Here is a 22,013-nt window from a genome sequence, read left to right on the forward strand (position 1 = left end):
GCCAAGCCCTGCTAGACGCCCACCGCCGCGGCGGCGAGCATGTCCGGCATGCATACCATCGACGTGATCGACTCGCACACCGGCGGCGAACCCACCCGCACCGTCATCGCCGGCTTCCCCGACCTCGGCGCCGGCACATTGATGGAGCAGCGCGAACGCTTCCGCCGCGATTTCGACCGCTGGCGCGCCGGCATCGCCTGCGAGCCGCGCGGCTCGGCCACCGTGGTCGGCGCCCTGCTGCTGCCGCCGCAGAGTGCGGAGGCCTGCGCCGGCGTGATCTTCTTCAACAACGTCAGCTATCTGGGCATGTGCGGCCACGGCACCATCGGCGTGGTGCGCACGCTGCAGCACCTGGGCCGCATCGGCCCCGGGCTGCACAAGATCGAGACGCCGGTGGGCACGGTGGGCGCGGAACTGCATGCGGATGGCCGCGTGTCGATCGACAACGTCGAAAGCTACCGCCACGCCAAGGACGTCAGGATCAGCGTGCCCGGCTACGGCGACGTCACCGGCGACATCGCCTGGGGCGGCAACTGGTTCTTCATCACCAGGGACACCCCGCTGCCGCTGGAGATCCACCACCAGCGCGAACTCACCGCCTACACCGAAGCGATCCGCCGCGTGCTCGAAGCGCAGGGCATCACCGGCGCCGAAGGCGGCGAGATCGACCATATCGAGATCAATGCCGACCTTGGCGCCAAGGCCGGCCGCAACTTCGTGCTGTGCCCCGGTCTGGCCTACGACCGCTCGCCCTGCGGCACCGGCACCAGCGCCAAGCTGGCCTGCCTGGCCGCGGACGGCAAGCTCGCCCCGGGCGAGGTGTGGCGGCAGGAAAGCATCCTCGGCGCGGGCAGCGAGTTCGAAGCCACCTACACATCCTCGGCGCGCGGCGTGAAGCCGCGCATCACCGGCAGCGCCTTCGTGGTGGCGCGATCCACCTTGCTGTTCGACGAAGCCGACGCATTCACCTGGGGCAGCGGCGCGGAATGAGCGTGCCCGGTTACGACCTGATCGTGATCGGCGCCGGCATCGTCGGCGCCGCCTGCGCGGACGCAGCCAGCGGCGATGGCCTGCGCGTGGCGATCGTCGAACCCGGCCCGATCGGCGGCGGCGCCACGGCGGCGGCGATGGGGCATCTGGTGGCGATGGACGACGACCCCGCCGAACTGGCGCTCGCGCGCTACTCGCTGCGCCAATGGGAAGCCTTCGCCGACCTGCCCGAAGCCGAATTCAGCCGCTGCGGCACCTTGTGGGTGGCGCGCGAGGAGCGCGAGCTGGCCGCCGCCGCGGCACGCGCCGCGCGCCTGGCCGCGGCCGGCGTGGAAGCGCAACTGCTGGACGACCAGCAGCTCTACGAACTGGAACCCGAGCTCGCCCCCGGCATGAGCGGCGGCATGCTGGTGCCGCGCGAGGCCGTGGTGTATCCGCCGCGCGTGGCGCGGCACCTGGTTGCCCGCGCGCAGTCGCGCGGCGCGGTGCTGTATGCCGGACGCCGTGTGCAGGCGCTGCGCCGCGGCGGCGCGCAACTGGACGATGGTTCCTCGCTCAGCGGCCCGGTGCTGGTCGCCACCGGCTGCGCCCTGCCCGCGCTGCTGCCGCAGTTGCCGATGCGCGCGCGCAAGGGGCATCTGGTGATCACCGACCGCTATCCCGGCCTGCTGCGGCACCAGCTGCTGGAACTGGGCTATGCCGACAGCGCGCACGGCGATGCGGACAGCAGCGTCGCCTTCAATGTGCAGCCGCGTCCCACCGGGCAGATCCTGCTCGGCTCCTCGCGCGAATTCAGCGCCACCGATGCGGCCGTATCGCCGGCCATGCTGCGCCGGATGCTGGAACGCTGCTTCGCCTTCGTGCCCGCGCTGCGCGAGCTGCAGGCGCTGCGCGCGTGGACGGGCTTCCGCCCCACCACGCCGGATGGACGTCCCTATCTCGGCGCCGTACCCGGCGCCACCGACCAATGGGTGGCCGCCGGCCACGAAGGCCTGGGCGTCACTACCGCCCTGGGCAGCGCGCGCCTGCTGCTGGACCTGATCCAGCAGCGCCAGCCGGCGCTCGATCCGGCGCCTTACGCGCCGTCGAGGCTGGCCGCATGAGCGCCACGGTGCGATTGCAGGTCAATGGCCAGCCGGTCGAAGTACCGGCCGGCGCCAGCGTCGCCGCCGCGGTGGCGCATTGGACCTTGCATTTCCGCACCTCGGTCGGCGGCGAAACGCGCGCCCCGCTGTGCGGCATGGGCGTGTGCTTCGAATGCCGCGTGCGCATCGACGGCGTCGCGCACCAGCGCGCCTGCATCACGCCCGCACGCGACGGCATGCAGGTGGACAGCCATGACTGAGCGCTACGACGTGCTGGTGGTCGGCGCCGGCCCCGCCGGCCTGGCGGCGGCGGGCACGGCGGCGGCGCATGGCGCGCGCGTCGGCCTGCTCGACGCCCAACCGCGCGCAGGCGGCCAGGTGTGGCGCCACGATGTGCGCAAGCCGGCGCCGCGCGCCGCGCGCGACGCCATCGCCGCCCTGCATGGCGTGAACCTGCTGGCGCAGCACAGCGTGATCGCCAGCGAAGACGACGCGCTGCGCGTGGAAACGCCGGAAGGCTCCGCCCTGCTCACCTACGGCGCCCTCGTCCTCGCCACCGGTGCGCGCGAACTGCTGCTGCCCTTCCCCGGCTGGACACTGCCGGGCGTGAGCGGCGCGGGTGGCCTGCAGGCGCTGACCAAGCAAGGCTGGCCGGTGGCCGGCAAGCGCGTGGTCATCGCCGGCAGCGGGCCGCTGCTGCTCGCCGCCGCGGCCACCTTGCGCGCGCACGGCGCGAAAGTCGTCGGCATCCACGAACAGGCCTCCTCTGACAGCGTGCACGCCTTCGCGCGGCAACTGCTGCATTGGCCCGCTCGCGCCGCGCAAGCCTTGTCCCTGCGCGCCAGACTCATGGGCGTGCCGTATCGCTTCGGTTCGATCGTGCGCCACGCGCATGGCGAAGACGCCGTGCGCGTGGTGGAAATCGAAGACGCCCACGGCACCGCCTGCGTGGACTGCGATCTGCTCGCCGTCGGCTACGGCCTGGTGCCGAACGTGGAACTCGCCCAGTTGCTCGGCTGCGCGCTCGACCACGCGCCAACCCATCCGCACGTGCAGGTGGACGAACTGCTGCGCACCAGTGTGCCGGCCGTCTTCGCCGCGGGCGAAGCCTGCGGCATCGGCGGCCTGGCGGCCGCGCGCACCGAAGGCGCCATCGCCGGCCATATGGCCAGCGGCCATGCCGACGAAGCCCGCGTCCTGCTGCCGGAACGCGATCGCGCCCGCCGCTTCGGCGCACTGCTGGCCCGGCATTTCGCACCGGGCTCGCGCGTACACGCACTGGCCACGCCGCAGACCCTGATCTGCCGCTGCGAAGACGTGACGCTCGGCGCGCTCGACGGCTATGCCGACGCGCGCGACGCCAAGCTCGCCACCCGCTGCGGCATGGGCGCCTGCCAGGGCCGCATCTGCGGCACCGCGCTGGCGGAACTGGGCCGCTTCCCGCGCGGCGCCGGCCGCCCACCTTTGTTTCCCGCGCGCCTCGCCACCCTGGCGGGGCTCGCCACCTCCCCTTCCGACGACGCATCGAGGTCAACGACATGAGCACTGCATCCATCTGGCGCGGCGTGATTCCCGCCATCACCACGCCATTCACTACCGACGGCCAGGTCGACCACGCCTTCCTCGCCAAGCATGCCAACCAGCTGATCGACGCCGGCTGCACCGGCATCGTGCCGCTCGGTTCGCTGGGTGAAGCCGCTACGCTCTCGTTCGAAGAAAAGCTCGCCATCATCCGCACCCTGGTGCAGGCGCTGGACGGCCGCGCGCCGGTCATTCCCGGCATCGCCGCGCTGTCCACCGACGAAGCCGTGCGCCTGGCGCAGCAGGCGAAAGCACTTGGGTGCTCGGGCCTGATGGTGCTGCCGCCGTATGTGTATTCCACCGACTGGCGCGAAATGGGTGCGCATCTGCGCGCGGTGATCGCGGCCACCGACCTGCCCTGCATGCTCTACAACAACCCCGTCGCCTATAAAACGGACTTCGCGCCGGAACAGATCGCCGAACTGGCGCATGAATTCCCCAATGTGCAGGCGGTGAAGGAATCCTCCGGCGACGTGCGCCGCTTCGCCGGCATCCGCGCCCTGCTGGGTGACCGCGTGGAATTGCTGGTGGGCATGGACGACGCCATCGTCGAAGGCGTGGCGATGGGTGCGCGCGGCTGGATCGCCGGCCTGGTCAATGCCTACCCGAAGGAATCGGTGAAGCTGTTCGAGCTGGCCCGCGACGGCGGCGCCGATGCGGCGCTGGAGCTGTATCGCTGGTTCCTGCCGCTGCTGCGCCTGGACACGGTGCCGACCTTCGTGCAGCTGATCAAGCTGGTGCAGGCCAAGGTCGGCATGGGCAGCGAACACGTGCGCGCGCCGCGGCTGGCGCTGGTCGGCGAACAGCGCGAAGCTGCACTGCGCGTGATCGATCACGCCATGGCCCACTCACCCAAGGTATGACATGGATATTCAGCCCATCCTGATCGACGGCGACTGGCGCGCGGCAAGCGCGCCGGCCGGCCAGTTCCGTGCCGAGAATCCCGCGACCGGCGAAGCGATCGGCCCGGCCTTCCCGGTCTGCGGCGCGCAAGATGTCGAGGCGGCGCTCGCCGCCGCGACCGCGGCGGCCGCCGAACTGGCCGCCGCCCCGCCGGAACGCATCGCCGCCTTCCTCGAAGCATATGCCGATGCGATCGAAGCCGACGCCGAAGCGCTGGTCGACACCGCCCACGCCGAAACCGGGCTGCCCAAGCAGCCGCGCCTGGCCGCCGTGGAACTGCCGCGCACCACCAACCAGCTGCGCCTGGCCGCGAAGGCCGTGCGCAGCTATGCGTGGACGCAGCCGGTGATCGATACCGCCGCCAACCTGCGTTCGCACTTCGCGCCGCTGGGCAAGCCGGTGCTGGTGTTCGGCCCGAACAATTTCCCGTTCGCCTTCAACGCCATCGCCGGCAGCGATTTCGCCTCGGCCATCGCCGCGCGCAATCCGGTGATCGCCAAGGCGCACCCCTCGCATCCGGCCACCAGCGAGCGCCTGGCGCGCGCGGCATTCGCGGCGCTGCGCCAGGCCGGCCTGCCGCCGGCTTCGGTGCAGATGCTCTATCACTTCGATCATGCGATCGGCGGAAAGCTGGCCGGCGACGCGCGCCTGGGCGCGATCGGCTTCACCGGCAGCCGCGCGGGCGGACTCGCGCTGAAGGCCGCCGCCGATGCGGCGGGCGTGCCGGCTTATGTGGAGCTGTCCAGCGTCAATCCCGTGTTCCTGCTGCCGGGGGCGCTGGCCGAACGCGGCGCCGCGCTGGCGCAGGAGTTCTTCACCTCCTGCACCATGGGCAGCGGCCAGTTCTGCACCAATCCCGGCGTGGTGATCGTGCCGCGCGACGATGCCGGCGATGCCTTCGTCGAAGCGGCCAAGGCCCATTTCGCCGGGGCCGCGCCGGGCGTGCTGTTCTCGCGCGGCGTGCTGGAACATCTGCAGCACGGCATCGCCACGCTGCGCAAAGCCGGCGCGCAGCTGCTGGCCGGCGGCGTGGCCGGCTCGCCCGGCTACCGCCATGCGCCCACGCTGCTGGAAGTCGACGCCGCGCAGTTCCTGCGCGAACCGCAGGCGCTGCAGACCGAAGCCTTCGGCCCGGCCAGCCTGCTGGTCCGCACGCACGGCCTGGCGCAGATGGTCGAGGTGGCCAATGCCTTCGAAGGCAACCTCACCGGCACGCTGTACACCGGCAGCACCGACGACGAAGCGTCGGCCGCCGTCGCGCGCGCCTTGCGTCCGCGCGTGGGCCGCCTGATCGGCAACCGCATGCCCACCGGCGTGGCGGTCAGCCCGGCCATGAACCATGGCGGTCCGTATCCGAGCACCGGCCATGCGGGCTTCACCGCGGTGGGCATGCCGGCGGCGATCCACCGCTTCGCCGCCCTGCACTGCTACGACAACCTGCCCGAACACCTGCTGCCGGCCGAACTGCGCGACCACAACCCCGGCGGCGTGGCGCGGCAGATCGATGGCTGCTGGTGCGTGGACGATCTGGGAAGCAAGAACGCATGAGTTCCAGCCAGATCGGCGGCCTCGATCCCGCCCAGGCGCGCGCGCGCCTGCAGCCGTGGCAAGCCGCCGCGCCCGCCATCGGCGCGGACGAATACCAGCACCGCCTGGAACACGCCCGCGCGCTGCTGCGCGTGCAGCGGCTCGACGCCCTGCTGGTCACCGCCGGTAATTCGCTGCGCTATTTCACCGGCGTGGCCTGGGGCGTGAGCGAGCGGCTGGTCGGCATGCTGCTCACCGCGCAGGGCGATCCGATCCTGATCTGCCCCGGCTTCGAGGCCGGCTCGCTCGCCGCGGTGCTGCGCATTCCGGCCGAGGTGCGCCTGTGGGAAGAACACGAGGACCCGCAGCAGCTCGTCGCCGACGCATTGGCCGAGCGCGGCGCCGGCAGTCTGGCGCTCGATCCGGCGGCGTCCTTCGCCGTGGCCGAACGCCTGCGCGCCGTGCTCGGCGGCAAACCCATCGCCGACGCCAGCGCGATCGTCGACGGCTGCCGCATGTGCAAATCTTCCGCCGAACTGGCGTTGATGAAGCAGGCCACGGCGATGACGCTGGAGGTGCACCGCCTTGCCGCCGGCCTGATGCGCGAAGGCATCTCGCGCACCGAGCTGGTGCGCTTTATCGACGAAGCGCACCGCGCGATGGGCGCGGACCACGGGTCCACCTTCTGCATCGTGCAGTTCGGCCACGCCACCGCCTACCCGCACGGCATTCCCGGCGAGCAATACCTGGAGCGCGACCAGCTGGTGCTGATCGACACCGGCTGCACCGTGCAGGGCTACCACTCCGACATCACGCGCACCTACTGCTTCGGCACGCCCACCGCCGAGCAGGCGCGCATCTGGGAACTCGAACAGGCCGCGCAACGCGCCGCGTTCGAAGCGGTGCGGCCCGGCGTCACCTGCGCCAGCGTCGACGATGCCGCCCGCGCCGTGGTGGAAGGCGCGGGCCTGGGTCCGGACTACCGCCTGCCCGGCGTGCCGCACCGCACGGGACATGGCTGCGGCATGGCCATCCACGAGATGCCTTATCTGGTGCGCGGCTCGCGCACCGCGCTGCGGCCGGGCATGTGCTGCAGCGACGAACCGATGATCGTGGTGCCCGAGCGTTTCGGCATACGCCTGGAGGACCACTTCTACGTCACCGAGGACGGCGCGGCCTGGTTCACCCCGCCCTCGCCGGCCATCGACCAGCCCTTCGCCTGACGCCCCCGGATAGGAGCCGATGAAACGACCGATCGCCCATCTTGCCTGCGCCATCTGCCTCGCCATCGCTCCTCTCCTCGCCCACGCCGCCGACGATGCGGACGCACGCTTCCGCGCGATCTACACGCAGGAATGGCAATGGCGCCAGGCGCAGTTCGCCGGCGGCGACGACGAGGACGGCGAGGGCGAGGCGGCCGATCATCTGCCGAAGGTCGATCCAGCCACGCAGGAACAGCGCCAGCGCTACTGGGCCGACGTATTGAAGCGGCTCGACGCCATCGCGCCGCAGCAGCTGCACGGCGACGATGCGGTGAACTACGCGGTCTACCGCGAACAGATCGAAACCCTGCTGGCCGACCAGCGCTTCCGCACCTGGGAAATGCCGTTCAACAGCGACACGGCGTTCTGGACCGACCTGGGCTTCACCGCGCGCAAGCCCATGCGCACCGCGGACGACTATCGCCGCTACCTGAGCCAGCTGCGCGATATCCCGCGCTATTTCGACGAACAGATCGCCAATATGGGCGCCGGCCTGGCGCGCGGTTTCAGCGTGCCGCGCGTGACCCTGGCCGGGCGCGATCAATCGATTGCCGACGTGGCGAACGCCAAGGGCGACGACAACCTGTTCTACACGCCGTTCCGCAAGATGCCGGACACCATCCCGGCCACCATGCAGGAACAGCTGCGCGCGCAAGCGCGTGCCGCCATCGAACGGCAGGTGATTCCCGCCTACGCCAGGCTGCTCGACTTCATGCGCAACACCTACATGAAGCAGGCCCGCACCACCCTGGCCGCCGAAGCCATGCCGGACGGCAAGGCCTTCTACCAGGCGCAGATCCGCGAGTTCACCACGCTGGACCAGAGCCCCGAACAGATCCACGCCACCGGCCAGCGCGAAGTGGCGCGCCTGCGCGCCGAGATGGAGCGCACCATCGGCGAAACCGGCTTCAAAGGCAGCTTCGCGCAGTTCCTGCACTACCTGCGCACCGACCCGAAGTTCTATCCCAAGAGCGCCGACGAGCTGCTCAAGGACGCCGCGTGGATCGCCAAGCGCGTCGACGGCAAGCTGGGCCAGTACATCGGCCGCCTGCCGCGCCAGCGCTTCGCCATCGAGCCGGTGCCGCCGGATCTGGCGCCGTTCTACACGGGCGGCCGCGGCGGCCCGGGCATCTACCTGGTCAACACCTACGACCTGCCCTCGCGCCCGCTGTATTCGCTGACCGCGCTGACCCTGCACGAATCCGCGCCGGGCCATGCGCTGCAGATGCCCCTGGCCGCCGAGCACGAGGGGCTGCCGGACTTCCGCCGCTACACGTATATCTCCGCCTATGGCGAAGGCTGGGCGCTGTATTCCGAGCGGCTGGGCGTGGAGATGGGCATGTACGACACGCCGTACGACCGCTTCGGCTATCTCAGCTACCAGATGTGGCGCGCCTGCCGCCTGGTGGTGGACACCGGCATCCATCACCTCGGCTGGACGCGCGAACAGGCGCAGGCCTTCATGCGCGACCACACCGCATTGAGCGAGCACGAGATCGAGACCGAGGTGGACCGCTATATCGCCTGGCCGGGCCAGGCGCTGTCGTACTACCTGGGCGAGATGGCGATCGTCGATGCGCGCGCGAAGGCTGAAAAAGCCCTGGGCGAACGCTTCGACCTGCGCGCCTTCCACGACACCGTGCTGTCGCTCGGCTCCGTGCCGCTGCCCGTGCTGCAGCAGCAGGTGGACCGCTTTATCGCCAAGGGTGGCAAGTCGCCTTACGCGCAGGCGCAAGCGCCGTAACGAACACTGTGGTTTCGGGGAGGAACCGATGGGCCTGATCGACGACATCACCCGGCGCAAGCCGGTGGAAAGCCTGCAGCGCGAGGCGGACCAAGGCACCGGCCTGCGCCGCGTGCTGGGCCTGTGGCAACTCACCGCCATCGGCCTGGGCGGCATCATCGGCGTGGGCATCTTCGTGCTCACCGGCACGGTGGCGGCGACGCAGGCGGGGCCCGCCGTGCTGCTGTCCTTCCTGCTCGCCGGCATTGCCAGCGCGGCGGCGGCACTGTGCTACGCGGAGTTCGCCGGGCTGATTCCCGTCACCGGCAGCGCCTACACCTACGGCTACGCGGTGCTGGGCGAATTCGCCGGATGGATCATCGGCTGGGACCTGCTATTGGAATATGCGCTGATCGCCGCGGTGGTGGCGGTGGGCTGGTCCGGCTACGCGCAGGTGCTGCTCAACAACTTCGGCTTGCCCTTGCCCACCTGGGCGCAAGGCGCATGGGGCACCGGCCCCGGACGCGTGGTGAACCTGCCGGCCATCCTGATCTCGGTGGCCATCACCGCCCTGCTCGCGGTGCGCATGGAATGGGGCGCGCGCTTCAACACGCTGATCGTCGGCATCAAGATCGCCGGCGCCGCCTTGATCGTGATCGCCGGCGCGGCTTACGTGAAGCCGGAACGCTGGCATCCGTTCATGCCGTTCGGCATGCATGGCGTGGTAACCGGCGCGGCCGTGGTGTTCTTCGCGGTGTTCGGTTACGACATGCTGACCACCGCCGCCGAGGAATCGCGCAACCCGCAGCGCGACCTGCCGCGCGCGGTGCTGCTGTCGCTGGGCATCGCGATGCTGCTTTATTTCGCCATCTGCCTGGTGCTGACCGGCATCGTGCCTTACACCACGCTGGACAACGACGCGCCGGTGGCCAACGCGTTCATCCGCATCGGCATGCCGTGGACCATGGCGGTGATCTCGCTGGCTTCGGTGTGCGGCATCACCAGCGTGATCTTCGCCAACCTGCTGGCCGGCGCGCGCATCGGCTTCAGCCTGGGCCGCGACGGCCTGCTGCCGGGATGGTTCGCCGGCATCCATCCGCGCTGGCGCACGCCGCATCGGGCGACCTTCCTGCTGGGCACGGTGACGGCGCTGGCGGCGGGGCTGTTTCCGCTGGACGAGCTGGCGAAGCTGGTGAATATCGGCGTGCTCGGTGCCTTCATCGTGATCTGCACCGCGGTGGCGGTGTTGCGCTGGCGGCGGCCGGATCTGCACCGGCCGTTCCGCACGCCATGGGTGCCGGTGGTGCCGCTGATCGGCGTGGGGTTTTCCTGCTGGCTGATCTGGGGGCTGCCGGCGGTGACTTATATGCGGTTTGCGCTTTGGCTGCTGGTGGGTTGCATGGTGTATCTGGGGTATGGGCGCAGGCATAGCCGCCTGGCTCAGCGGAACACGCCGGCATCGGAAACGGTTTAGGGGAATCGAATGGATCGGCGTCGTTTTCTGCAAGGCCTGGCCGCGACGAGCGCGGCCGCGGGGCTGGTGGGTTGGGAAGGGGCATCGGCGCAGTCGGGCGCGCCGGCGGGAGGCGCCGGCACGCTGGCGCCGCCGCCACGCATCCCGCTCGCCAAGCTTTCCACCGAAGGCCATGCGCGGCTCGCGGGTTTCGATGTGCAAGGCGCCGCCTGGTCGGTATTCGAAGACCTGAGCACGCCGGATGGCGCGATCACCCTGGCCGGTCCGGATGGCGGCTGCGTGCTGGGCAAGCGCACCGAGTCCTGCGCCGCCGAAGCGGGCACGCCTTATCTCGGCCTCGCGCTGAAGGAACTGGCCCTGGCCGACGCCGACCTGCTGGCCGACCGCCTGCTCAAGCGCGGCGAACCCGATCCCGAACAGGTACGCCTCGCCGCGCCTCCGCTCGCCTCGACGCTGGACCCGAAGGACTACAACGGCCGCCTGCCGTGGACCACCTTCGTCGGCAACGTGGCCTGCGCCGACACCATGCCGGTGTTTCCGGACGGCCGCACGCGCACCTTCAAGCCCATGCAGGAAACGGCGGCGCTGCGCGACGAGAAGCTCGCGCCGCAGCGGCGCGAAGGCCTGCTCGGCGGCTGGCTGCCGGCGGTGCACAAGGTGTTCCCGCTGGGCGAGGGGCGCTGGTACGACGTGCTGGTGTTCGCCGACGTCGACGCGGCCGACCGCTTCGTGGTGCAGACCTGGCACCGCACCGCGCTGGTCGAGCATGGGCGCGTGAGCGAAGTGCATTACGGCTACAGCTATCCCTCGTATCCACCCACGCGGCAGCCGCCATCGGCGGAAGCTTTCTATCGCGCCCTGCTGCGCTTCCACGATGCCTGGCAGCAACAGCTTGCCGATGCCTGCGCCATGCACACGCCGGATCCGAGCTGGGCCGACATGGCGCGCCATGCGTTCGCGCGCGAACTGGTGGTGCGGCCCGGTGGCAGCTATCCGAAGTACGGCGCGGTGGACCGCGACTACTACGGCAACGAGTACGACGGCTTCCAGGACACGTTCACCAGCTCGCTCTACGCGAACCTCGAATGGGGCCGCAACGCGCAGGCCGCGGCAGTGCTGGACGGCTATTTCACCGATTTCGTGCAGGCCGACGGCATGGTCAACATGCGCGGCGCGGAAACCGGCCAGTTCGGCCTGACGCTGTCGCTGCTGGCGCGCTATCTGCACTACACCGGCGACGCGGCGCTGCTGCGCAAGCACCAGGGCAAGATCGAAGCCACCGCGCGCATCCTGCTGGACCTGCACGATGTCAGCCTGCGCCTGCCGAACAACGACCCCGGCCATGGCCTGCTGCATGGCTGGAACGAGTCGGACGCCTGCCTGTTCCCCGAGCCGCAGCTGTGGTGGAAGCCTTACTACGCCAACAGTGCGCTGGCTTCGCGCGGCCTGCGCGATCTGGCGGCGGTGTGGGAGCGCATCGATGCCCGTGGCAAGGCCTTGGCGGATCGCTGGCAGGAGCGTTCGCGCGTACTCGCCGCGCAGCTCGTGCGCAGCGTGCGCGCCAATGTCCGCCACGATCTGCATCCGCCCTATGTCGGCCCGCTGCCCGGCGCGAAGCTCACCTTCCGCCAGTCGCTGCTGCAGGAAAAGCCCAGCGAACAGCAATGGCCGCATCGCGCCTATGCCGAACTGCTGCAGGCGGACGTGCTGCCGGACGACCTCGCCCACCTGGTGATCGACTGCATGCGCGGCCACGGCGCCACCTCGATCGGCGTGGTGGCGAACGTGGCGCCGCCTTCGCCGGACGGACGCGACATCCTGGGCTTTATTTCCTACGGCTATGCGCAGCAGTTGCTGCGGCTGGGGCGGATCGACGAGTACCTGCTGTTCCTCTACGCGCACCGCTATCACGCGCATACGCCGGGCAGCTGGACCGCGGGCGAGGTGAGCGACCTGAGCGGCGGCATGCCGCTGTTCTGCATGCCGGCGCAGTTGACGATGCCGTTGCTGCTGCGGTGGATGGTGGTGTTCGAGGACAGCGAGGGCGAGGTCTTGCACCTGGCGCGCGCGGTGCCGCGGCGGTGGATGGGTGGAGATCGAGCCATCGAAATGCGCGGCGCGCCGACGCGATGGGGGCGCGTGGATGTGCGTCTGCAGCCGGATGGCGGGCATGGCGTGACGGGGGAGGTCAGGCTGCCGGAACGTGTGCCCGGTGCCGTGTGGTTGAGTCTTCGGGCGCCGGAAGGTAAGCGGCTGGGGAATGTGCGCGCCGAGGGAGCCGTGGTGAAGGAGCGGCGTGGGGAGAGCGTGCGATTGGATGGCAAGGCCACCGAAGTCGTGCAAATTTCCGCAACGTTTATCTGAGAAACCCTTCTCCCTTCGGGAGAAGGTGGCGGCAGCCGGATGAGGGTACGGGCGAAGCGATGCACTTCGCTCCCCGACCCCTCACCCCGGCCCTCTCCCAGGAGTGGAGAGGGAGTACGTTGCGCTGCGCTGAAACCACTATGCGCAATTCCGCACGCCTCTTTCCCAAATACGACAAGACGCCCCGCGCATGTGACGGCAGGATGAAACCATGCGCATCGGGGGACGCGCCGCCAACCGCCACGCCGCGTCCACGCGCGGCCGCACGCACGGGGAGAGGGCATGCCGTCCGGATGTAGCGATCACCGCAAGCGATTCCTGACGAAGGCTGCCGCCGCGGCGAAATTCCGCCACTCGCCGGCTGACTCGTTCTGGTGCCGTACCGGCTCGGTTGCCGATGCATTCGCGCGTTTCGATGCCAGCATTCGCTCCCATGACGACGACGGCCCGCACGCCGCTTCCCCTTCGAAACCCAGACCCCGGCCGGCGCCGGGCGTGGCAGCCGGGCGGCCTGGAGCGGCCGCCCGGCTGCGCACGCTTTCGGCGCACGGGCTTCGTTTCGAGGCCGTCGCGGCGCGACCGCTAAAGGAATTCCACGGGGGGCGCCACACCGTGTACCGCCAGCAATCCGACGCGCCCGGCCAGGGCTGAGCGCGTCACGCCCGCCTCGCGCGGGCCGCAGCAACGCAACGCACCCGGCCGGGCCGCCAGCCCGGCACGGCGTGCTGTTGCCCGACGAAACGCAATCGCCGCAGGGACGGCCGTTGCGCATGCCCCATCACTGGCACCACGAGGTATCCGCCCATGCATCCACGTTCCGCCTGTCGCCATCCACGCGCGCTCAGCCTCGCCGTCAAGCTCGCCATCGCCAGCACCGCGGTCGCCATGGCAGCACCTGGCTGGGCGCAGGACGCGCCGCCGCCCGACGCCGCCGATCCGCAGAAAGCCAAGAGCCTGGAAACCGTCACCGTCACCGGTTCGCGCATCCGCCGCGTCGACGTCGAAACCGCCAACCCGGTGGTGACGCTGGACCGCGCGCAGATCGCCGCCACCGGCAAGGCCACGCTCGGCGACCTGGTGCAGGAACTGCCGTCGATCGCCGGCAACGCCACCAATGCCAATACCAATAACGGCGGCGGCACCGGCGCGGCCACCATCTCGCTGCGCGGCATGGGCGACAAGCGCACGCTGATCCTGGTCAACGGCGTGCGCCTGGCCTACAACGACGTCAACAGCATCCCCGCCAACATGATCGACCGCGTGGAAGTGCTGAGCGACGGCGCCTCGGCCATCTACGGTTCGGATGCGATCGGCGGCGTGGTGAACTTCATCCTGCGCGAGCATTTCAGCGGCGTGCAGCTGTCGGGCGATTTCGCCCAGAGCAGCCGCGGCGACGGCACCCGCCGCAACTTCACGCTGACCGCAGGGCAAGGCAACGAGCGTGGCAGCGTCATCGCCGGATTAGGGCACCAGAGCCTGGATGCCGTATCGGCGCGCGACCGCTCGTTCTCGCGCGACGCGCTCAACCTCACCGGCGGCAAGGTGATCGTCAGCGGCTCCTCGGCCACGCCATACGGCGCGATCACCCTGCCCGGCGCGCAGGCCAGGGCCCTAGGCTGCACGTCGCGCGTGGCGCTCAACGCCGGCGTCAGCGGCGCCACCACGCCCGGCGACTATCATTGCTACAGCGTCGCGGACAGCTACAACTACCAGGGCGACAACATCCTGCAGACGCCGCAGAAGCGCGACCAGTTCTTCGTGCTGGGCAAGTACAAGCTCAATGACAAGCTCGAAGCCTACGCCAACCTCTACTACACCAAGACCCAGTCCGAATCGCAGATCGCGCCGGTGCCGGTGTTCGCCAACGGCGACAACTTCATCGTGTCCAAGGACAACTACTACAACCCGTTCGGCGTGGACTTCGGCACCGACCGCGTCAGCGGCGCCAACAACGGCGACTTCAATACGCGCTTCACTACCCTGGGCTATCGCCGCTACAGCTACAACACCTACAACCTGCAGGTGACACCGGGCCTGCGCGGCGGCTTCGGCGACAGCAGCTGGCAATGGGATGCGGCATTCAACTACGGCAAGGTACGGCAGAAGTCGGTCAACTACGGCTTCCTCGATTACGCCGGCTTCCAGCAAGGCCTGGGGCCTTCGTATCTCGATGCGTCCAGCGGCAAGGTGACCTGCGGCACGCCGGGCAATCCGATCGCCGGCTGCACGCCGATCAATATTTTCAACGTCAACGACCCCACCACCATCGCGGCGTTGAAGAACATCCAGCGCAATCCGGTGACCACCACCGCGTATACGGTGAAGCAGTTCGAAGCGAACGCCAACGGCGGCCTGTTCGACCTGCCCGCCGGCACGGTGAACCTGGCCACCGGTTTCTCCTACCGCAAGGAGAGCACGTCCACGCGCACCGATCCGCTGGCGGTGGCCGACCTCAACGGCCTGTGCGGCGTGGTGGAGTTCTGCAGCTCGGTGCTCGCCGGCAGCTTCAACGTGAAGGAGGCCTACGCCGAAACGCTGATCCCGCTGCTGTCGGGCAAGCCCTGGGCGCAGGCGCTGAACCTCACCCTGGGTACGCGCTGGTCCGACTACAGCAGCGCCGGCCGCAGCACCAACAGCAAGCTGGCGGTGGAATGGCGGCCGATCGACAACCTGCTGCTGCGCGGCACGGTGTCCGAGGTGTTCCGCGCGCCGAACATCAGCGAGCTGTACGGCGGCATCGCGGGCGACGCGCCCACCGTGAACGACCCCTGTAACGGCTATACGGGCGGCCATCCGCAGGCCTGCGCCAGCGTGCCCACCGACGGCAGCTACCGGCAGGCGAATCCGGAGATCTCGGCCAAGACTTCCGGCTCGCTTGCCGCCGGCTATCAGCTGAAGCCGGAGCAAGGCAAATCCTTCGACTTCGGCGTGGTGTACGACCCGCAATGGGTGCCGGGCCTGTCGCTGAGCGCGGATGTGTGGCGCATCAACCTCAACGACACCATCACCGCCATCTCGGCGCAGACGGTGCTGAACCAGTGCTATGCCAACCCGGCCAGCCCGTTCTGCAGCTTTATCCACCGCTTCGCCAGCGGCGCGATCAACTACGTGGCGGAGCCGACGGTGAACCTGGGCGCGCTGTCCACCAAGGGCGTCGACGGCAGCGTGGCGTATCGCTTCAACACCGAGCGCTACGGCCGCTTCAACCTGCGCCTGGATACCACCTACGTGGCGCGCTACGACGTCAATCCCGACCCGTCCGACGCCACCTCGGTGACCATCCACAACGCCGGCCGCTACACCTACGCCTATGGCAACTTCCCGCGCTGGCGCGGGCTGGCCACGCTGAACTGGGCGCAGGGTCCGTGGAGCGCGAGCTGGCGCCTGCGCTATGTCGGCCGCACCGAGGTAGGCAGCCCCGACGCGCGGCAGCAGCTGTCGGCCGACCTGACCGTACCGTCGGTGGTGCGCAAGGTCGGCGCGTACGCCTACCACAGCGTGCAGCTGGGCTACGAAGTGAAGGGCTGGCGCACGCGCTTCGACATCGGCGTGGACAACCTGGCCGACAAGCAGCCGCCCCTGCTGTACCAGAACAACGTGAACAACTCGAACACCGACGTAGCCACTTACGACGTGATGGGCCGCTATTACTGGGCCCGGGCGACGCTGACGTTTTGATCGAGTGAAACGAGGCGGGCCAAGGGCTGGCGCGCGGTGCCGCGCCGCCCCTGCTGCAACGCAACAGCGCCCTGCCGGGTGACCCGCTAGACTTATGGACTGTGTTGACACCCCGACCCCCGGTCGGGGTTTTGACTTTAGAGGCATGCGCACGCCGCCCCGCGGCCGCCGTACCGACCACCGCATCCCCAACCGCGCCACCCCACCGTGGAGTCACCGTTCCAATGATTTTCGAAACCATCGCCAAAACGGGTCACGAAGAAGTCGTCTTCTGCCACAACAAGGACGCCGGCCTGAAGGCCATCATCGCGATCCACAACACGGTGCTGGGCCCGGCCCTCGGCGGCCTGCGCATGTGGCCGTACAAGACCGAGCAGGACGCGGTCAACGACGTGCTGCGCCTGTCGCGCGGCATGACCTACAAGAACGCCGTGGCCGGCCTGAACCTGGGCGGCGGCAAGGCGGTGATCATCGGCGATCCGTCCAAGGACAAGTCCGAAGCGCTGTTCCGCGCCTTCGGCCGCTTCGTCAACTCGCTCAACGGCCGCTACATCACCGCCGAAGACGTCGGCATCGACGTCAACGACATGGAATACGTGTTCCGTGAAACCGAATACGTGACCGGCGTGCACCAGGTGCACGGCGGCTCGGGCGACCCCTCGCCGTTCACCGCGTTCGGCACCCTGCAGGGCCTGATGGCCGCGCTGCAGGTCAAGCACGGCAACGAGGACGTGGGCAAGTACAGCTACGCCGTGCAGGGCTGCGGCCACGTGGGCAGCGAGTTCATCAAGCTGCTGCGCGAGCAGGGGGCGAAGGTGTTCGTCACCGACATCAACAAGGATGCGGTGCAGCGCTGCGTGGATGAGCTGGGTTGCGAGGCCGTGGGCCTGGACGAAATCTATGACGTCGACGCCGACGTGTATTCGCCGTGCGCGCTGGGTGGCACGCTCAATGAGCAGACGATTGATCGCATCAAGGCGAAGATCATCTGCGGTGCGGCCAACAACCAGCTGGCTACCGATTCGATCGGTGATGAGCTGACGCGCCGCGGGGTGCTGTATGCGCCGGATTATGCGGTGAACGCGGGTGGCGTGATGAATGTGTCGCTGGAGATCGACGGGTATAACCGTGAGCGGGCGATGCGCATGATGCGTACCATTTATTACAACCTGGGTCGGATTTTCGAGATTTCGAAGACTGAGGGTGTGCCGACGTATAAGGCGGCTGATCGCCTGGCGGAGGAGCGGATTTCCTCGATCGGGAAGATCAAGTTGCCGCATATGGGTAATGGTGCGCCGCGGTTTGCGGGGCGTATGCGCGGGCAGTAAGCGGCGCGCTTTGGTGTTTGGGAACGCCTCCCGTTTGGGGGGCGTTTTTTTTTACTCGTCATTCCGGTGTGGGCCGGGATCCAGTAGCGACTAGATGGGGTTGTCGCGACTTGGCCGCTTATGCAGCGGGCATTTCGGACGCCTGCCGGCGCCCGAGTCACTTTCTCTTTGCTGGCCCAAAGAGAAAGTAACCAAAGAGAGAATGGCCTAAGAGCCAAGGCTCGCGACGCGACTAGAAGGAGCGGTGGGCGTCTGCGGTAGCCTGATTAACCTGGGTCTACACGAAACATCAGTGCGTTTACGTAACGGCTGCTTCAACGTGCCGTGGCCGAGAGGATGTTCAAGAACTGAGGGCCGCTTGAGCGGTGCGCTCTGCCTCAGCTTCTCAGGTTGAACCCTTCTCCCTCCGGGAGAAGGTGCCGGCAGGCGGATGAGGGGGCGGGCGGAGCGGGACGCACCGCGCCGCCCGTACCCTCCCCCTCTCCCGGAGGGGGAGGGGCTTTCCGTATCCTTGTGGGGTGACCCTGGCCCCATCCTCCATCGCCGACACCTGGCGCCGCATCCGCGGCTCCGACCGTTTTGCCGAATGCCTGCGCGTGCTGCTCGGCCTTGGCGGCGTGGTGCTGTACTGCCTGGCGGATGGCCATTTCGCCGACGCCATCCCCGCCCTGCTCGGCGTGATCGCCTGCGCGCTGGCCGAAACGGAAGACCATTGGCGCAGCCGCCTGGCCACCCTGCTGGTGACGCTGGCCTGCTATGCCGTCGCCGCCAGCTCGGTGCAGCTGCTGCTGCCGCATCCGGTGCTGTTTGCGCTGGGCCTGCCGCTGGCGACGTTCGCGCTGGTGATGCTGGGCGCGGCCAGCCATCGCTACGCGACCATCGCCGGCTCCGCCCTGCTGCTGTCGGTGTACACCATGATCGCGGCCGATGCCGGCGCGCATCCCGGCTCGCTGCGCGAACCGGCGCTGCTGCTGGCCGGCGCGGCGTGGTACGGCCTGCTCTCGCTGCTGTGGAGCGCGCTGTCGCCGCAGCAGGCGGTGCGCCATGCGCTGGCGCGCACCTTCGATGCGCTGGCCGGCTATCTCGAAGGCAAGGCGGCGCTGTTCGCGCCGCTGCCGGGCGTGGATCGCGAGGCCCTGCAGCAGGAGCTCGCCATGCGCAACGAGAAAGTGGTGCAGGCGCTCAACGAGACGCGGCTGATCCTGATCGACCGCATCGGCCCGCGCCGGCCCAGCGGCCCTACCGCGAAACGCCTGCGCCTGTACTTCGCGGCGCAGGACATCCACGAGCGCGTCAGCTCCTCGCACTACCCGTACGACGCGCTGGCCGAAGCGTTCTTCCACAGCGACGTGCTGTTCCGCTGCGAACACCTGCTGCGCCGCCACGCCGGCCTGTGCCGCCAGCGCGCGCGGACGCTGCGCCTGCGCACGCCGCTGCAGGTCGACGACGGCGCGCGCGCCGCGCTGGACGACGTGCGCGATGCGATCGAGGCGCTGCATGCCCAGGCCACGCCGCCGGATGCGCACCTGCTGCGTTCGCTCGATGCGCTGCTGCGCAATATGGATGCGATCCAGTCCCTGCTCGAACGCGAGCAGCCGGCGAGCGGCCCGGTGCCCGGCGAGGAAAGCGCCCTGCAGGACCCCGGCCCCGGCAACCTGGCCGAGGCGTGGGAGCGCATCCGCATCCAGTTCACGCCGCGCTCGTTCCGCTTCCGCCATGCGCTGCGCCTGGCCTTGGCGCTGCTGGCCGGCTATGCGGTGCTGCGCGTGGTGCATCCGCAGAACGGCTACTGGATCCTGCTGACCACCTTGCTGGTGTGCCAGCCCAGCTACGGCGCCACGCGGCGGCGCCTGCTGCAGCGGACCACCGGCACGCTGGCGGGGCTGGTGGCTGGCTGGGCGGCGCTGCGGCTGCTGCCGTTCGGGCCGGCGCAGGTGCCGCTGCTGATCGTGGCCGGCGTGGTGTTCTTCGCCGCGCGCCAGCGGCGCTACACGCTGGCCACCGCGGCGATCACGCTGTTCGTGGTGCTGTGCTTCAACCAGGTGGGCAATGGCTACGAGGTGATGTGGCCGCGCATGGTCGACACCTTGATCGGCGTGGCGATCGCCGCGCTGGCCATCCACCTGGTGCTGCCCGACTGGCAGGGGCGGCGCCTGGACCAGGTGATGGCCGACACGCTGCGCTGCGATGCGCGTTATCTGGCCAGCATCCTGGCGCAGTACGCCGACGGCCGGCGCGACGACCTGCCCTACCGCATCGCGCGGCGCGACGCCCACAACGCCGATGCCAACCTCAGCGGAGTGCTCTCCAACATGCTGCGCGAACCGGGCCGGCACCGGCGCGGCGGCGAATCCCTGCTGCGCTTCCTGGGCGCGGCGCACGTGCTGCTCAGCCAGCTTTCGGCACTCGGCGCCAATCGGCAGGCGCTGGCCGCGGGGCATGCGCGCGAGGCCGTGCAGTCCTGCGGCGCGCAGACCGTGGAAGCGCTGGAGCAGCTGGCCGAATCCGTGGAGACGAACGAACCTGCGCCGCTGCTGCTGACCATGCCCGCGTATGCCGGCGGCGACGAGACCGCCCGCCTGGTGCTGGGCCAGCTCGCCCTGATCCTGGCCCAGCGCGAGCGCCTGGCCGAGCTGGCGCTGGAAGTGCGGGACAGCTAGCCGCCTCTGGTAGCATGCCGCCGGCCCGCGCACCGCGCGGGCGCATAGTCGCGGAGGTGGCGAGCCCCGCCTGCTTCGTGGAGTGCCGACCGGCCGCATGCGCAAACTCACTTCCTTCCTGCTGCTCGCCGTCGGCGTGCTGTATCCCTTCCTGGTGTATGCCGGCATGCGATACGTGCCGCCGCAGATCTTTGCGCTGGCGCTGGGCGCCGCCTGGCTGCTGCGCGCGCCGGCGCTGTGGAACCAGCCGGGCGGCCGCTGGATGCTGGGCGCGGCGCTGGCCTATTGCGCGCTGCTGGCGCTCAGCGGCGAATCGCAGCTGCTGCGCTGGTATCCCACCCTGGTCTGCGCGCTGCTGCTGCTCGCCTTCGGGCTGACCCTGCGCTACGGGCCGCCGATGATCGAACGCATCGCCCGCGTGCAGGACCCGCAGCTGCCCGCCGCCGCCGTGCCGTACACGCGCAAGGTGACCTGGCTGTGGATGGGCTTCTTCGCCGCCAATGCGCTGGCCTCGGCCGCGCTTACGCTGTGGGCGCCGCTGCGCTGGTGGACGCTGTACAACGGGCTGATCGCCTACCTGGCCATGGGCGCGCTGTTCGCCGGCGAATGGCTGGTGCGGCGGCGCGTATTGCGGCAGGCGGCGTGATCGCCGCGCGCCGCTTCGCTATCGTTGCCGCTGCGCTTATCGAGGACAGCCACGCATGACCGACACCATCCTGGTCACCGGTTCCAGCCGCGGCATCGGCCGCGCCATCGCCCTGCGCCTGGCGCAGGCGGGCTACGAGCTGGTGCTGCATTGCCGCTCGCGGCGCGACGAGGCCGAGGCGGTGCAGGCGTCGATCCAGGCGCTGGGCCGGCAGGCGCGCGTGCTGCAGTTCGATATCGCCGACCGCGCCGCCTGCGCCGCCGCGCTGGAAGCGGATGTCGCCGCGCATGGCGCGTACTACGGCGTGGTGTGCAATGCGGGGCTGACCCGCGACGGCGCGTTTCCCGCGCTCAGCGAGGAAGACTGGGACCAGGTGCTGCGCACCAACCTCGACGGCTTCTACAACGTGCTGCATCCGCTGGTGATGCCGATGATCCGCCGCCGCGCGCCGGGGCGCATCGTGTGCATCACCTCGGTGTCCGGCCTGATCGGCAACCGCGGGCAGGTGAATTACAGCGCATCCAAGGCCGGCGTGATCGGCGCGGCGAAGGCGCTGGCGCTGGAGCTGGCGAAGCGCAGGATCACCGTCAACTGCGTGGCGCCGGGCTTGATCGATACCGATATGGTCGATGCCGGACTGCCGCTGGAAGAGATTCTCGCGGCGATCCCGATGCAGCGGATGGGTACGCCGGAGGAAGTGGCCGGTGCGGTGCAGTTTCTGATGAGTCCGGAGGCGGGCTACATCACGCGGCAGGTGCTCGCGGTCAACGGCGGCTTGTGCTGACATCTTCT

General features: G+C 69.4%; 16 protein-coding genes. All 16 read left to right on the top strand.

The genetic code is table 11. The annotated features are described in order from the left end of the window. The first annotated feature begins 48 nt into the window (after nucleotides 1-48). The 16 genes from ISN75_RS15235 (at nucleotide 49) to fabG (ending at nucleotide 22,005) form a co-directional block, all read left to right on the top strand. Nucleotides 49-990 carry a 4-hydroxyproline epimerase gene (locus ISN75_RS15235; protein ID WP_343818893.1) on the top strand — a complete coding sequence of 314 codons (942 nt, stop codon included), beginning with the start codon at nucleotides 49-51 and terminating at the stop codon, nucleotides 988-990. Then, entirely contained in the window at nucleotides 987-2,093 is a 1,107-nt protein-coding gene (locus ISN75_RS15240) for an NAD(P)/FAD-dependent oxidoreductase (protein ID WP_210427670.1), read from the top strand. The genes ISN75_RS15235 and ISN75_RS15240 overlap by 4 nt, the downstream gene beginning before the upstream one ends. Further along, the gene (locus ISN75_RS15245; protein ID WP_343818560.1) at nucleotides 2,090-2,335 is read left to right on the top strand and encodes a 2Fe-2S iron-sulfur cluster-binding protein; all 246 of its coding nucleotides are present in this window, start codon (nucleotides 2,090-2,092) and stop codon (nucleotides 2,333-2,335) included. Before ISN75_RS15240 ends, ISN75_RS15245 begins: the two co-directional genes overlap by 4 nt. Further along, entirely contained in the window at nucleotides 2,328-3,617 is a 1,290-nt protein-coding gene (locus ISN75_RS15250; protein WP_423385079.1) for an FAD-dependent oxidoreductase, read from the top strand. Before ISN75_RS15245 ends, ISN75_RS15250 begins: the two co-directional genes overlap by 8 nt. Beyond that, a complete protein-coding gene (locus ISN75_RS15255; RefSeq protein ID WP_343818557.1) occupies nucleotides 3,614-4,519 on the top strand; it encodes a dihydrodipicolinate synthase family protein in 906 nt (301 codons plus the stop codon). The genes ISN75_RS15250 and ISN75_RS15255 overlap by 4 nt, the downstream gene beginning before the upstream one ends. Before the next feature lies 1 nt (nucleotide 4,520). Next, the gene (locus ISN75_RS15260) at nucleotides 4,521-6,107 is read left to right on the top strand and encodes an aldehyde dehydrogenase family protein (protein WP_343818555.1); all 1,587 of its coding nucleotides are present in this window, start codon (nucleotides 4,521-4,523) and stop codon (nucleotides 6,105-6,107) included. Continuing rightward, on the top strand, nucleotides 6,104-7,309 hold the full coding sequence (locus ISN75_RS15265) for a M24 family metallopeptidase (protein ID WP_423385080.1): 1,206 nt from the start codon (nucleotides 6,104-6,106) through the stop codon (nucleotides 7,307-7,309). The genes ISN75_RS15260 and ISN75_RS15265 overlap by 4 nt, the downstream gene beginning before the upstream one ends. Before the next feature lie 19 nt (nucleotides 7,310-7,328). Then, a complete protein-coding gene (locus ISN75_RS15270) occupies nucleotides 7,329-9,092 on the top strand; it encodes a DUF885 domain-containing protein (protein ID WP_343818551.1) in 1,764 nt (587 codons plus the stop codon). Nucleotides 9,093-9,120: 28 nt separating this feature from the next. After that, nucleotides 9,121-10,545, top strand: coding sequence for an amino acid permease (locus ISN75_RS15275; protein WP_343818549.1), 1,425 nt, complete (start codon nucleotides 9,121-9,123; stop codon nucleotides 10,543-10,545). Nucleotides 10,546-10,554: 9 nt separating this feature from the next. Further along, nucleotides 10,555-12,909, top strand: a complete 2,355-nt coding sequence (locus tag ISN75_RS15280) for a Tat pathway signal protein (RefSeq protein WP_343818547.1) — start codon at nucleotides 10,555-10,557, stop codon at nucleotides 12,907-12,909. Between the two features lie 282 nt (nucleotides 12,910-13,191). Next, nucleotides 13,192-13,560 carry a hypothetical protein gene (locus ISN75_RS15285; RefSeq protein WP_343818545.1) on the top strand — a complete coding sequence of 123 codons (369 nt, stop codon included), beginning with the start codon at nucleotides 13,192-13,194 and terminating at the stop codon, nucleotides 13,558-13,560. Between the two features lie 153 nt (nucleotides 13,561-13,713). Next, on the top strand, nucleotides 13,714-16,587 hold the full coding sequence (locus tag ISN75_RS15290; RefSeq protein WP_167254067.1) for a TonB-dependent receptor plug domain-containing protein: 2,874 nt from the start codon (nucleotides 13,714-13,716) through the stop codon (nucleotides 16,585-16,587). A gap of 224 nt (nucleotides 16,588-16,811) precedes the next feature. Beyond that, the gene (locus ISN75_RS15295; protein WP_167254065.1) at nucleotides 16,812-17,915 is read left to right on the top strand and encodes a Glu/Leu/Phe/Val dehydrogenase; all 1,104 of its coding nucleotides are present in this window, start codon (nucleotides 16,812-16,814) and stop codon (nucleotides 17,913-17,915) included. Nucleotides 17,916-18,433: 518 nt separating this feature from the next. Further along, a complete protein-coding gene (yccS, locus tag ISN75_RS15300; RefSeq protein ID WP_343203652.1) occupies nucleotides 18,434-20,575 on the top strand; it encodes a YccS family putative transporter in 2,142 nt (713 codons plus the stop codon). A 97-nt stretch (nucleotides 20,576-20,672) separates the two neighbouring features. After that, complete coding sequence (locus ISN75_RS15305) at nucleotides 20,673-21,221, top strand: hypothetical protein (RefSeq protein ID WP_167254063.1); 549 nt, start codon at nucleotides 20,673-20,675, stop codon at nucleotides 21,219-21,221. Nucleotides 21,222-21,276: 55 nt separating this feature from the next. After that, nucleotides 21,277-22,005, top strand: a complete 729-nt coding sequence (gene fabG, locus ISN75_RS15310; RefSeq protein WP_343818542.1) for a 3-oxoacyl-ACP reductase FabG — start codon at nucleotides 21,277-21,279, stop codon at nucleotides 22,003-22,005. Nucleotides 22,006-22,013: the final 8 nt, after the last annotated feature.

The sequence above is a fragment of the Dyella marensis genome (assembly GCF_049532885.1).
GTDB lineage: Bacteria > Pseudomonadota > Gammaproteobacteria > Xanthomonadales > Rhodanobacteraceae > Dyella_D > Dyella_D marensis.

Coding starts and splice junctions, on each gene's coding strand:
- ISN75_RS15235 (WP_343818893.1), top strand. CDS start 49: ATGCATACCATCGACGTGATCGACTCGCACACCGGCGGCGAACCCACC.
- ISN75_RS15240 (WP_210427670.1), top strand. CDS start 987: ATGAGCGTGCCCGGTTACGACCTGATCGTGATCGGCGCCGGCATCGTC.
- ISN75_RS15245 (WP_343818560.1), top strand. CDS start 2,090: ATGAGCGCCACGGTGCGATTGCAGGTCAATGGCCAGCCGGTCGAAGTA.
- ISN75_RS15250 (WP_423385079.1), top strand. CDS start 2,328: ATGACTGAGCGCTACGACGTGCTGGTGGTCGGCGCCGGCCCCGCCGGC.
- ISN75_RS15255 (WP_343818557.1), top strand. CDS start 3,614: ATGAGCACTGCATCCATCTGGCGCGGCGTGATTCCCGCCATCACCACG.
- ISN75_RS15260 (WP_343818555.1), top strand. CDS start 4,521: ATGGATATTCAGCCCATCCTGATCGACGGCGACTGGCGCGCGGCAAGC.
- ISN75_RS15265 (WP_423385080.1), top strand. CDS start 6,104: ATGAGTTCCAGCCAGATCGGCGGCCTCGATCCCGCCCAGGCGCGCGCG.
- ISN75_RS15270 (WP_343818551.1), top strand. CDS start 7,329: ATGAAACGACCGATCGCCCATCTTGCCTGCGCCATCTGCCTCGCCATC.
- ISN75_RS15275 (WP_343818549.1), top strand. CDS start 9,121: ATGGGCCTGATCGACGACATCACCCGGCGCAAGCCGGTGGAAAGCCTG.
- ISN75_RS15280 (WP_343818547.1), top strand. CDS start 10,555: ATGGATCGGCGTCGTTTTCTGCAAGGCCTGGCCGCGACGAGCGCGGCC.
- ISN75_RS15285 (WP_343818545.1), top strand. CDS start 13,192: ATGCCGTCCGGATGTAGCGATCACCGCAAGCGATTCCTGACGAAGGCT.
- ISN75_RS15290 (WP_167254067.1), top strand. CDS start 13,714: ATGCATCCACGTTCCGCCTGTCGCCATCCACGCGCGCTCAGCCTCGCC.
- ISN75_RS15295 (WP_167254065.1), top strand. CDS start 16,812: ATGATTTTCGAAACCATCGCCAAAACGGGTCACGAAGAAGTCGTCTTC.
- ISN75_RS15305 (WP_167254063.1), top strand. CDS start 20,673: ATGCGCAAACTCACTTCCTTCCTGCTGCTCGCCGTCGGCGTGCTGTAT.
- fabG (WP_343818542.1), top strand. CDS start 21,277: ATGACCGACACCATCCTGGTCACCGGTTCCAGCCGCGGCATCGGCCGC.